This is a genomic window from Plastoroseomonas arctica (assembly GCF_018128965.1).
Lineage (GTDB): Bacteria > Pseudomonadota > Alphaproteobacteria > Acetobacterales > Acetobacteraceae > Plastoroseomonas > Plastoroseomonas arctica.
Genome location: NZ_JAAEDH010000011.1, coordinates 41,360 through 53,026, shown reverse-complemented (window position 1 = coordinate 53,026; position 11,667 = coordinate 41,360). Strand labels below are relative to the sequence as shown.

Genomic DNA, 11,667 nt, shown 5'->3' with positions numbered 1-11,667 from the left:
GGCATGCTTCCATCCGCGGCATGACCGATATCGACACGCTCGATTGGCCCCGCATCGAGGCCGATCTCGACGCCTATGGCGCCGCCGCAACGGGGCCGCTGCTCAGCCCCGAACAATGCGCCGCGCTGGTTGCGCTCTACGACGAACCCGAACACTTCCGCAGCCGCGTGGTCATGGCGCGCCACGGCTTCGGGCGCGGCGAGTACCAGTATTTCGCGCATCCACTGCCGCCGCTCGTCGCCGGAATGCGCACCGGATTCTGGCCCCGCCTGGTGGGCATCGCCCATCGCTGGACCGGGCGCGACTATCCCGCGACCCACGCCGAATACCTTGAACGCTGCCACGCGGCGGGGCAGCAGAAGCCCACGCCGCTGCTGCTGCGTTACGGCGCCGGCGACTATAATTGCCTGCACCAGGACCTCTACGGCGCGGAGGTGTTTCCCCTCCAGGTCGCGATCCTGCTCTCCAGGCCGGATGCCGAATTCGGCGGCGGCGCCTTCGTCCTCACCGAGCAGCGCCCGCGCATGCAATCCCGCGCCGAGGTCGTGCCTCTCCGGCAGGGCGAGGCTGTGGTTTTCGCCGTCGCCGAGCGTCCGGTGCAGGGCACGCGCGGCACCTACCGGGTCAAGCTGCGCCACGGGGTCAGTCGGGTGACCTGGGGGGCGCGGCACACGCTCGGCGTGATATTCCACAATGCCGCGTAAAACAGTAAGGCGACCTTACCGCCGCTCCGATCTCAAGAAAACAGATCCGGCGCCACGTTGCCGGGCGCCGGACACTGTCGGTACTGCGCGGTCAATCCCGCCGTGTCGGCGCCTGGTCCCAGGGCTTGCGCGCCGCCTCGCGCAGCGCGTCGACGCGGGTGATGCCGATGTCGCGCAGCATCCGGTCATCCATCCCGACCAGCTCCTGGCGCGTCGCTGCGGCGCGGTACGCCGCGCCGACCACGCGTGCGAAGACGCGGAACGGGTTCAGGCGGGTGGCGGCCACTGGGGCGGTGGCAGAGCGGGTCAGGGTCAGGCCGGACATCGGATCCTCCTTGGGTTGCGATGTGCCGATACTCTGCCGTTGCAATGGAGATAAGAGAAATGCATAGTGTTGAGGTGAATCATCAAGGACATTGATCTTCATGCTGGCCGTCCCGCCGGGCCTCGACCCCGATCTGCTCCGCGCCTTCGTGCTCATCGCCGAGGGTGGCTCCGTCACCCGCGCGGCCGCGCGCGTTGGCCGCACGCAGTCGGCCGTGTCGATGCAGATCAAGCGGCTGGAGGATTTTTTGGGCAAGCCGCTGTTGCACCGTAACGGGCGCGGCCTGTCGCCGACGCCGCACGGCGCCTGGCTGCTCGACCGCGCGCGCCAGGTGCTCGCGCTGAACGACCAGATCTGGACCGGCTTCTGGGAACCCGCACTGGTCGGCCATGTGCGCCTCGGCGTGCCGGACGACTACGCGCTGCGCTGGCTGCCGACCATCCTCGCCGATTTCGCTGAGACCCACCCGGCCGTCGAGGTCGAGGTGGTGTGCTTCAACTCCGAAACTTTGGCCGGACGCATGGAGGTCGGCCTGCTCGACCTCGCGTTGCTGACCGAAGGGCATGCGGCACCGGGCTGGACGGGGCAGGAGGTCTGGCGAGGACCGCTGCGCTGGGTCGGCAGCACGCGCCACGGCACGCATCGGCGCGACCCGATGCCGCTGGTGCTGGCCCATCACGGCTGCACCTGGCGCGAGGCGGCGCTGGATGCGCTGCACGGGATTGGGCGCGCCTGCCGCGTCACCTACAACAGCGCGACGCAGGCCGGCTGCTTCACTCTGGCCCTCGCGGGACTCGGCGTCACGGTCAGCACCACCGCGCCGCTGCCCGAGGGCCTCGCCTGGCTCGGGGCGGCGGATGGCCTGCCGGCGCTGCCTGACATGGGGATCGAGCTGCTGCAGAGCCGCAGCGTGGCCGGCAGCCCCGCCGCGATGGCGCTTGCTGCAGGCATCGTGCGCGGCTTCGCCGAAGCGCCCTGAGCACGCGCGCCGCGGCGAAACGCCCAGCCGTGGTCAAACCCGCGCGAGAAGCATGCCGAGCGACCCGAAATGATCGCTTCGGCGCGTGGCCCGCCTGGGCAGCGGCACGATGCGACGCCACACTCTGCGCATGGCAAAAAAATCACGCGTGCCTTCTCCCTGGTCCATGGGCCTGTTCGCATGGAGTGCCGGGATGGTGTTCATGACCCGCGGCGCGCAGCTGTTCACAGACCCACAGGCGGCGAAGACGCTTGCCGGCATGGCGGTGGAGAAGCAGAGGGCCTTCACCGAGGGCGCCTTCGCGGCCGGACGCGCGGTCATGCGCGGCGCGTCGCCGGCCCACGTCCAGGCGGCGGCCCTGGCGCCGGCGCGGCGCGCGGTGCGGCGGAATTTTTCCAAGCTCGGCGACTGAGCCCGGCTACTTGATCCAGATTTCCTTGCCGCGGGTGCGCAGCGGCGTCGCGATCTGCACCTGGGAGCGCTTGTCCCGCCACTGCCGCAGCGCGTCGCGCAGGATTTCGGCGCGGTTCGCGTAGTCGCCCGAGGCGACGGCCTCGCGCAGCGTCTCCGCGAGATCGGCGGACAGGGTGAGGGAGATTCGCGTGGTCTCGGCCATGCGCAAGCCTATCTGGGCAGCGCCTCCGGTGCCATGCGATATGTGCGCGCACGACTGGGGAGAATGACGATGCGTCGGATAGTCCTGATCGGTGTTCTGCTGCTGCTCGCCTTGCCCGCCATGGCGCAGGAGGTGGTGGTGCGCGGCATCGATGGGCGCGAGGTGAGCGTTCCCGCGGCCGAGATCGCGGCGCTGCCGCATGTGACGGTGCGTGGCCCGGGGCGGGAGGCGGCCTCCTACAGCGGCGTGCCGCTGGTAGCGCTCCTCGAACGCGTGGGCGCACCCTTCGGCCAGGCGATGCGCGGCGCGGCGCTGCGCGTGGTCGTCGTCGTGCGCGCGAGCGATGGCTATGCCGCGACGCTCAGCCTTGCGGAGATCGACCCCGGCGCGCGCGGCACGCAGGTGATCCTGGCCGACCGCCGCGCCGCGGAGCCGCTCGACGCCGCCGAGGGGCCGTTCCGGCTGGTGGTGGAGGGCGATCTGCGCCGCGCCCGGTCGGTGTTCCGGGTTAACCGGATCGAGCTGGTGCAGCTGCCCTAGCATGGGCGCCGGCGCGCTGTTCGCAGCGCACCGGCCAGGATCCGCGCCGCCTACATCCCCTCGAGCAGCGCGATGATCCGTGCGGGCACCGCGGCCTGGGCATCGTGCGGCACGTCGAGTTCCATGTAGCGCCAGTCCGGACCCTGCTTGGCCCGCGCCCGCGCCCGGCTGGGCTCGATCGAGGCCAGCGCGGGGTTGGTGTAGGACACGTAGGTCACCGGGCGGCCGGCCCCGGGCGGCGCCTTGAGGCGGATCGGCGTGTCGTAGGTGCCGAAGGGGTGCGGCGCGAGGCGGCGGCCGAACCATTGCCGCACGTCCTCGGGCAGCGGGAAGGCGGAGAGCGGGGGCACCGGGAGTGCGACGCCACCGCCCTGCTCGTTCACCGTCTGGCGCCGCGCGGCCTCGATGCCTGGCGGCAGCACGGAGAAGGCGGTCTCGCCGTTCTCGGGCAGCAGTGCGTCGAGGTAGACCAGGTGGCGGATACGCTCGGGCAGGCGATCGGCCACACCCGTGACCGCGAAGCCGCCGAAGGAATGGCCGACCAGGATCACGTCGGTGAGTTCCTCGGCCTCCAGCACGCCGGCGATGTCATCGACGAAGGTGTCGATGGAAATGGTGCGCGCGAGGAGGTGGCGGCGCTCGCCCAGGCCGGTCTGGGTGGGCGTGAAGACGCGGTGGCCCTTCTGGCGCAGCCCATCGGCGGTGAATTTCCAGATCCAGCCGCCGCCCCACGCGCCGTGCACCAGCACGAAGGTTTTTCCCGCCGTGGCGGGTGTCTGGGCCTGGGCGGCGCCGGCGGCGGCCAGCACGGCGGCCCCGGCGAAGACGGCTCGGCGGTCCATGGTGTTCCTCCTCGAATGCGTTGCGGACTAGTCGTCAAGCGCCTGGTAGACCAGCGTATTGACCAGCCGGCGGTAGCGCTTGCGCAGCTCGCCCGGCGCATGCGCCATGAACACCACCGCGAGGCCCGAGGCCGGGTCCACCCAGAAATTCGTCCCGTACACGCCCGACCAGCCGAACAGCCCGGTCTTGCCGAGCAGCCCCGCCACGCCCGGGCGGGTGCGCACGGCGACCGTGGCGCCGAAGCCATAGCCGGCGAGCGACGCGTCGAAGCTCGCGATGGTATTGCGCACGTCGGGGCCGAGGTGATCGGACGCCATCCAGTCCACGATGCGGGGCGCGAGCACCTGCTCGCCGCCCCAGCGGCCGCGGTCGAGCAGCATCTGCGCGTAGCGGAGATAGTCCGAGGCGGTGGAGGTGAGGCCGGTGCCGCCGGGGTCCATCGCCGGTTGCGTGGTGTAGTGCGGCACCTTCTGCGCCGCCCCGGTCAGCGGGTCGGCCGCGAAGGGCTTGGCGAAGCGCTCGAGGCGCGCGGGATCGAGCGTCTGCGAGGTCTCGGCCATGCCGAGCGGGCCGGTGATGCGCTGAACCATCGCATCGCCCAGCCGCAGGCCGGAGGCGCGCTCGACCACCAGGCCGAGCACGTCGGTCGAGAAGCCGTATTCCCAGACGGTGCCGGGCTCATGGCGCAGCGCCAGTCCGGCGAGCAGGGCTTCGGCCTGGTCCGAGGTGGGGCCGTCCTGGAACAGGCCCGAGCCGCCGGGATAGGAGGTGTGGACGGCGGTGGTCCCGCGCCCGGCGCCGCCATAGACGAATCCGGTGGTGTGCCGCATTGCGTCCAGCACGGTCATGGTCTGGGTCGCGGGGCGGGTCTCCAGCGGGCCGGAGCCGGAGAGCATCGCCTGGGTCTCGATCGCGACGCGGATCTTCGCGAAGGCGGGCAGGTATTCGGCGACCGGATCGGTCGCCAGCAGCCGGCCTTCCTGCATCAGCGACAGCGCCGTGGCGCCGGTGATGGGCTTGGTCATGGACGCGATGGCGAAGGCCGCGTCGGCGGGCATCGGGCGGCCGGACTCGGGGTCGATCGCGCCATGCGCGGCGGCGTGGATGAGCTTGCCGTGGCGGGCGATGGCGACCACGCAGCCGGGCAGGCGGCGGGCCTCGATCTCTCGCTCGAGGGCGGCGCCGAGGCGGGCGAGGCGGGTGGGGGAGACGCCCTGGGCGGCGGGCTCGGCCTCGGGCAGCGGCGGATTGGCGAAGGCGATGGTGGCCATGCGGGGGGCTCCTGCTGCGCCGGACCGGCGGGGGAGAGGGGAGCTTGGCGTGAAACGGCGGGTTGGGCCAGCCATGCGGCGGCAGGTGGTGCGCCATCACATGGGAGCCATCAAGGGTTGTTACCGATGCCCGTGCAGTCTAGTCACGGGCACATATCCGCCATCGAGGCGGCCAGGCTCCCACTCCGAGGCTCTCCCGCATGGCCGAAGCGCCCCATGACGCCACATGCGCCGATGGCCATGAGGCCCTCGTTCAGCGCATCATCCATGGCCTGGCGCCGCGCCGCGTGTTCCTGACCGGGACGGTTGCCGAGCCGCTGGCGCCGGCTTTCAAGGCGCGCGGGGTGGAGGCGGTGGCCGCGGACACGGTCGATCCTCTCGCCGCCCCGCCCGGGTTCCGCCACGACCTGGTCATCGCCGGCCCCTGGGCGCAGGAAATGGCGGCCGATGAGGGCGCCATCGGCAGGCTCGCGGCGACGGCCGAGGCAGTGGTGCTCGCGCTGGCGCCCGACGGCAGCGCAATCGACTGGATGCGGGCCTTCGGCGCGCATGGCCTCTGGCCGGACCTGCTCTACGACGCCTCCTTCCTCGCGCCGCGGGCGATGCTGCTGCGCCGGGGCGAGGCGCCGTCGGGTGCGGCGCTGCTCGCCCATGCCGAGACGCTGCGCCTGCGCCAGGGCCTTGCCGATGCGCGGGCTTCGCGTCCCGGCGCGTCAGGCGACGGCGCCGAAGGATCGCGCATGGTCGAGCGGCTGCATGCGGCCAGCATCGCACTGGGCGAGCAGCTGGACATGGCCCGGGATCAGCTCGCCGGCATCGCGGCGCTGCGCGCCCATTACGCCCACGCCACTTCGCCGCCCGCGGCCCCGCCCCCGGCGCCGCCGCAGGCGTCGCGCCTCAACCCCACCGCGCGGGCCAGTGCCATGGTGCGGGGGATCGTGGCCGGCATGCCCGCACCGGTTGGGCGCGTGGTGGTCGCCGGGGCGCGGATCGGCTGGTGGGCCGCGACGCCGCACCGCATGCCCGCGCGCCTGCGACGGCTGCGCGCACGCGGCGTGTCGCCCGTGGATGCCCTGCGCAACCTGATCGCCCCGCCACCGCCCGAGCTGACTCTGCCGATCGAAGTGAGCTTCGCGCCGCAGACGGAGACGGTTTTGCGTGTGGTTGATGTCGAGGCCGTGGCGCCCGCGTCGGTCTCGACCGCCGATATCCTTGCCCGCCGCCTCGACACGCTGCGACCGCTGCCGGTCTTCGCCATCGACCACGCCTTGCGCCCGCGCCTGACGCTGGTGACGGACTCGATCGCCGCCGACAGCTTCTTCGGCGGTGTCGGCACGGCAACCATCCTGGCGGCGCTCTGGGCCCGGCGGCGCGGTGCCGGGCTGCGCATCGTGACCCTGCGCGCGGAACCCGTGCGCGACAATGTCGCCGCACTGCTCGGAGCGCTGGGCGTGGTGCCGCCCGAGCATGTGGAATTCCGCGACGCGGCCCTGTTCGACGGCGGCAAACCGGTCGACGTCGCGTCCGAGGACATGTTCCTCACCACCTCTTGGTGGTCCACGGCCAATACGCTTGGCGCCATCAAGCCCGAGAAGGTCGCTTACATCGTGCAGGAGGATGAGCGGATGTTCTATCCGCTCGGCGACGACTGGCTGCGGGCGCAGGAGGTGATGGGCACGCCCGGCCTGAAGCGCGCGGTCAACACACGCCTGCTGCGCGACCATCTCGCCGCTACCGGGATCGCTGGACTCGACACCGAGGCGCACTGGTTCGAGCCGGCCTTCCCCGATGCCGCCTACTACCCCGACCGCAGCGCGCGCCGCCGGATGAACTTCTTCTTCTACGCACGGCCGAACAATCCGCGGAACCTCTATCTGCGCGGCATGGAGGCGCTCGGCGCCGCGATCGGGCAGGGGGTCCTCGCGCCCGATGACTGGCACTTCCATTTCGTCGGACGCGAGCTGCCGCGCCTGACGCTTCCGGGCGGCGTGCCGGTCACCGTGGTGGAAGGGCTGACCTGGGATCGCTACGTGGCGATGATGCGCCGCATGGATCTCGGGCTGTCGCTGATGCTCACGCCGCATCCGAGCTACCCGCCGCTCGACCTCGTCGCCTGCGGCGCGGTGGCGGTGACCAACCGCTTCGGCGCGAAGCAGGCCCTCGATGCCTATTCGGAGAACCTGATCTGCACCGAGCCCAGCGTCGCGGCCCTGGTCGAGGGGCTGCGCGCCGGCGTGGCCCTGGCCCGCGACGCTGAGCGGCGTGCGGCCAACCACGCGAGGCAGGGGCTGCAGCGCTCCTGGACCTCGGCCTTCGCGAGCACGCTCGACTGGCTCGAGGCCGGTTGAGCGATGTTCATCGGCTTGCCGTTCGCCGCCCGCTACACCGATCCGTGGCAGGATGATTTCGAAACGCGCTTCCAGGCGCTGACCGCGCGCCGGCGCCGCATCGCGTACTACTACACCGAGCCGGACAACAGCACCTTCCGCTACCGCTGCTACAACATGGTTCAGACGGTGAACGCGGTCGCGCCCGACACCGGCGCGGCCTGGTTCTGCCGCGCCGATGGCGAGCGGCTCGGGCGCGTCGCCGATGCGGCCGACGTGCTGATCCTCGGCCGCGTGCGCTACGACACGCCGGTCGTGCAGCTGGTGGCGCGCGCGCGGGCCGGAGGCGCGCGCATCCTGTTCGATGTCGACGATTTGGTCTGCGACACGCGCCACATCGAGCTGCTGATGAACTCGCTCAACCAGGACACCGGGCCGGCCGGCAACTGGGATTACTGGTTTTCCTATATCGGGCGCATGGGCGCGGCGCTGCGGCTGTGCGACGGCGTCATCACGACGAACGCCTTTCTCGGCCAGCAGATCGCGCGCGACAGCGGCCTGCCTGTCGCGATCGTGCCCAATTACCTCAACCGCGAACAGGAAGCCGTCTCGCGCGCCATCGTCGCGGCCAAGCGCGACGGCAACTGGGCGCGCAACGGCCGCATCCACGTCGGCTATTTCAGCGGCTCGCCCACCCATACGCGGGATTTCGCGATCGTTGCGTCGAGCCTCGCGACGCTACTGGCCGAGGAGCCGCGCCTGATCGTGCGCCTGGTTGGCATGCTCGACCCGCACCCGGCGCTCGCCCCCTGGCGGCACCGGATCGAGGTCCATCCCTTCACCGACTTCCTCACCCTGCAGCGGCTGGTGGGCTCGACCGAGATCAGCCTCGCGCCGCTGCAGGACAACATCTTTACTAACAGCAAGTCCGAGCTGAAGTATTTCGAGGCGGCGGCGGTCGCGACCCTCACCATCGCCTCGCCCACCTTCACCTTCCGCCAGGCGATCGACGAGGGCCGCACCGGCCTGCTCGCGAACGAGCTGGAATGGGCCGACAAGATCCGCCAGGCGATCCGCATGATCGATGACGGACGCTACCAGCCGGTGGTGCTCGCGGCTGCGGAGTCCGCGATGGCGCGCTATGGCAGCGACGCGCAATTGCCTGCCATCGAGCGCGCGGCGTTCGGCGAGCTTGCCTCGCTGCCGCCGCTCCTGCCTGCCGGCACCCGGAGCAGCCTTGCCGCGCCAGCACCCGATGCGCGAGAGGAATAGATTTTGTCGATGCTGACCCCGGGCAGCTTCGGCCTCGATATCGGACCGAGCTACAACCTGCTGCTGCCGAAATCCGAAGGATTCAACATCGAGACGGTGGACTACGCGGATCAAGCCACCCTGCGGTCGAAATACGCTTCTACCGTGAACGTGGACATTGCGCGCATCGAGGTCGTGGACCACGTGACCGGCGGTCGCCCCCTCACCGAGACCATCCCGCCCGACCGCGCCTACGACTTCATCCTCGCGAGCCACGTGATCGGGCACACGCCCGACCTGATCGGCTTCCTCGCCGATTGCGCGCGCTTCCTCCGGCCCGGCGGCCGGCTGGTGCTCGCGGTGCTGGGCAAGCGCTTCTGGTCCGACCTGATCCATCCGCTGACCTCCGTGGGGCGAGGTGCTGCAGGCACATGCCGAGCAGCGGACCCGGCCCACGCCGATGGCAGTGCTGACGTCGGTCGCTTACGACGTGCTGCGCGGTTGCGGCGCGATCGGCTGGTTGCCGCAGGAGGCCCGTCCGCCGGTCTTCGCCGGCAAGCTCGACAAGGCAATGAAACTCGCCGAGCATGCGCGCGCGTCGCCGGAGTATGTGGACGTGCATTGCTGGCGCTTCGTTCCATCGAGCTTCCGCCTGCTGATCGAGGATCTGCGCGCCTTGGGCATGACGACGCTGCGCGAGGCTGCCTTCCGCCACCACGGAACGCATGAGTTCTTCGTGGCACTGTCCGCCGATGGCGCCGGGCCTGGCTTGGGCCGGGATAAGCTGGCCGGGCTCATCGCCTACGAAGTCGCGATGGGGCGGATTTGAGCGAGCCGATGGCGGGGGGCGAGGGCGGGAGCGTCGTGGCACCGGTGACGGATGCGGCTGCCGCCTGGGACCTTCTCACGGCGGGTGCCTTCGAGCCGGCGGCGGCTGCCTACGCGGCGCTGATCGGGGCCACCCCGCTCGACACCGATCTTCATGCTTTCCACGCTATGGCACTCGCCAAGCTCGGGCGCCTGGACGTGGCCGAGGCGGCGATCGCACCCGCCCTCGCGCTGCGCCTGAAGAACATCGTGCCGCTGATCATCGCGGCCGAGATCGCGACGATGCGCGCGGACTGGCCGTCGGCCGCCGTTCGCTGGCGTCGTGTGGCCTCCGGCAAGCCGCGCACCTACACGCGCTGGATGCGCTTCGAACCGCGGCCCGAGCCGGTGACCCCCTGGTTGCGCCATGTCGAGGCGCTGTACCACGACGCCCGCGATGCCGAGGCGGAGGCGGCTTGGGGCGAGGCGCTGGCCCTCTATCCTGACAACCTGGCGCTGTTGCGTCTGCCGGCGGATATCGCGACCGCGCGTGGCGATCACGCGCTCGCGGGCCGGCTCTGGACTGCGGCGCTGGAACGCTCCGGTCGCCACCCGGGGCTAGTCGGAGCGGCGCTGGCGGCCGCCTGGCATGCGGGGCCGGCGCTGCGCGCGGCCGGCGAACCGCAAGCTGCGTCCGGCTACTTTCTGCCCTCGTCCGAGGTGCAGGCATGGAACGACGCGCTCCGCGCCGAGGCGCCACTGCGCTACCTGCGCCCGATCGCCCCGGTCCCGAGCATCGAGATCATCGAGGGCGCACTTTTGATGCCGCATATGCCGCAACCGTCCGATGCGCCGCCGGAATTCGCCCGCACGATGCGCGGCGGCGTCTTCGATGCCGACGGCCGGATCGTGCCCAACGCCATCCAGCTGGTGCGCCCGCATGTGCCCGATGCCCCGTTTGGCCCGCTCGCCGCCTTCGAGCCGTTGCCTGGTCGTTGGATCTACGCCGCGGGCCACATCTACGGCCATATTGGGCATTTCCTCATGGATTGCCTCGGACGTGTCTGGGCGGCCGAGCGCGCCGGTGGTCCGGTGGACGGTCTGATCTTCCTCACAGCCTACAACCCGACGCTCGGCGCCGGCGGCTTTGATTTCCGCTCGCCCGAGCGCCACACACATTTCATGAATAGCGAGGGCGGTTTTGTCGCCAACTTGCTGCGCATCTTCGGCGGCATCACCAAGCATCGCGTCGCAGTAAGGCCGATGAGGGTGGCGGAGCTGCTGGTGCCGAGCCAGCTGCTCAGCTTGCGGCCCAGCGACGCCGCGAGCCATCCGCTGTTCCGCGCCTTCATCCGTCGCTCCGTGCAAGCGGTTTGCGACGGTCCGGGGCCGCCCACGCCGCCGCGTCTCTACGTGTCCCGCGCGCGGCTGCGCGAGGATCGCGGGCCCTTGTTCCAGGAGAAGGCACTGGAGCGGTGCCTGGAGGCCCAGGGCTACGCGATCATCTACCCCGAGGCGCTTTCGCTCGATGAGCAGCTGCGGCTGTACTGGAACGCAACGCACATTATCACCGCCACCGGCACCGCGGCCCATATCGCGGCAATGGCGATGCGCGGGCACCAGCAGGTGGCGCTGCTGAAGCGCAACCCGAGCCAGGACGGCCTGTTCGACGATCAGCTGCGGGCGATGGGGGCGGCGCGGGTCACCTGGATCGACGCGGTCACTGGGCATTTCGAAGATCGCGCGCCGGGGGCTGCGCGTTTTCGGGTGTATCGCGCGCCGCATGCGATCGATGTCGGGGGCGCGATGGCGGCGCTGCAGGAGGCAGGCTTCGTGGACCAGGTGGGCGCCATTCCCGATGCTGCTGCTGATGCCGAGGCTTTGACTCAGTTTCATGAACGGCTGCGCCGCTTCGCTCCCGAAAGCGCCTACGCCTTCGTGCGGCGCTGGGCCTGAGAGCTGAACCACGCCTACCGCCTCTCGGTTGCGTCACCGCCCGCCTTC

The 11,667-nt window shown here is 70.8% G+C and carries 12 protein-coding genes and 1 pseudogene; 9 read left to right on the top strand and 4 right to left on the bottom strand.

The features are described from left to right. The first annotated feature begins 20 nt into the window (after positions 1–20). Complete coding sequence (locus GXW79_RS11030) at positions 21–704, top strand: 2OG-Fe(II) oxygenase (RefSeq protein WP_211874445.1); 684 nt, start codon at positions 21–23, stop codon at positions 702–704. Positions 705–795: 91 nt separating this feature from the next. Here GXW79_RS11030 and GXW79_RS11025 read toward each other — a convergent pair whose 3' ends face one another. Continuing rightward, positions 796–1,029 (bottom strand): DUF1127 domain-containing protein, encoded by a 234-nt coding sequence (locus tag GXW79_RS11025; protein WP_211874444.1) that lies wholly within the window; start codon positions 1,027–1,029, stop codon positions 796–798. Positions 1,030–1,129: 100 nt separating this feature from the next. Between GXW79_RS11025 and GXW79_RS11020 the strand changes: the two genes are divergently transcribed. Together GXW79_RS11020 and GXW79_RS11015 are read left to right on the top strand one after the other, a co-directional pair. Continuing rightward, entirely contained in the window at positions 1,130–2,008 is an 879-nt protein-coding gene (locus GXW79_RS11020) for a LysR substrate-binding domain-containing protein (protein ID WP_211874443.1), read from the top strand. A gap of 193 nt (positions 2,009–2,201) precedes the next feature. Then, entirely contained in the window at positions 2,202–2,420 is a 219-nt protein-coding gene (locus tag GXW79_RS11015; RefSeq protein WP_211874442.1) for a hypothetical protein, read from the top strand. A 6-nt stretch (positions 2,421–2,426) separates the two neighbouring features. On the opposite strand, the gene GXW79_RS11010 is transcribed toward GXW79_RS11015, so the two are convergent. Further along, the gene (locus GXW79_RS11010) at positions 2,427–2,624 is read right to left on the bottom strand and encodes a ribbon-helix-helix domain-containing protein (protein WP_211874441.1); all 198 of its coding nucleotides are present in this window, start codon (positions 2,622–2,624) and stop codon (positions 2,427–2,429) included. A gap of 69 nt (positions 2,625–2,693) precedes the next feature. Between GXW79_RS11010 and GXW79_RS11005 the strand changes: the two genes are divergently transcribed. Further along, the gene (locus GXW79_RS11005; RefSeq protein WP_211874440.1) at positions 2,694–3,164 is read left to right on the top strand and encodes a molybdopterin-dependent oxidoreductase; all 471 of its coding nucleotides are present in this window, start codon (positions 2,694–2,696) and stop codon (positions 3,162–3,164) included. 50 nt (positions 3,165–3,214) lie between these two features. On the opposite strand, the gene GXW79_RS11000 is transcribed toward GXW79_RS11005, so the two are convergent. Both GXW79_RS11000 and GXW79_RS10995 read right to left on the bottom strand, forming a co-directional pair. Further along, the gene (locus tag GXW79_RS11000) at positions 3,215–4,006 is read right to left on the bottom strand and encodes an alpha/beta hydrolase (protein ID WP_211874439.1); all 792 of its coding nucleotides are present in this window, start codon (positions 4,004–4,006) and stop codon (positions 3,215–3,217) included. Positions 4,007–4,033: 27 nt separating this feature from the next. Further along, positions 4,034–5,278, bottom strand: a complete 1,245-nt coding sequence (locus GXW79_RS10995; protein ID WP_211874438.1) for a serine hydrolase domain-containing protein — start codon at positions 5,276–5,278, stop codon at positions 4,034–4,036. A gap of 200 nt (positions 5,279–5,478) precedes the next feature. Here GXW79_RS10995 and GXW79_RS10990 point away from each other — a divergent pair, with 200 nt between their 5' ends. The 5 genes and pseudogenes from GXW79_RS10990 (at position 5,479) to GXW79_RS10975 (ending at position 11,619) form a co-directional block, all read left to right on the top strand. After that, a complete protein-coding gene (locus GXW79_RS10990) occupies positions 5,479–7,626 on the top strand; it encodes a rhamnosyltransferase WsaF family glycosyltransferase (protein WP_211874437.1) in 2,148 nt (715 codons plus the stop codon). A 3-nt stretch (positions 7,627–7,629) separates the two neighbouring features. Then, entirely contained in the window at positions 7,630–8,877 is a 1,248-nt protein-coding gene (locus GXW79_RS10985) for a glycosyltransferase family protein (RefSeq protein WP_211874436.1), read from the top strand. A gap of 9 nt (positions 8,878–8,886) precedes the next feature. Then, positions 8,887–9,222 (top strand): annotated as a pseudogene (locus GXW79_RS21800) (class I SAM-dependent methyltransferase); the annotation flags it as partial. A 94-nt stretch (positions 9,223–9,316) separates the two neighbouring features. After that, positions 9,317–9,685 (top strand): hypothetical protein, encoded by a 369-nt coding sequence (locus GXW79_RS21445; protein ID WP_246503919.1) that lies wholly within the window; start codon positions 9,317–9,319, stop codon positions 9,683–9,685. Further along, positions 9,682–11,619 (top strand): glycosyltransferase family 61 protein, encoded by a 1,938-nt coding sequence (locus tag GXW79_RS10975; RefSeq protein ID WP_211874434.1) that lies wholly within the window; start codon positions 9,682–9,684, stop codon positions 11,617–11,619. The genes GXW79_RS21445 and GXW79_RS10975 overlap by 4 nt, the downstream gene beginning before the upstream one ends. Positions 11,620–11,667: the final 48 nt, after the last annotated feature.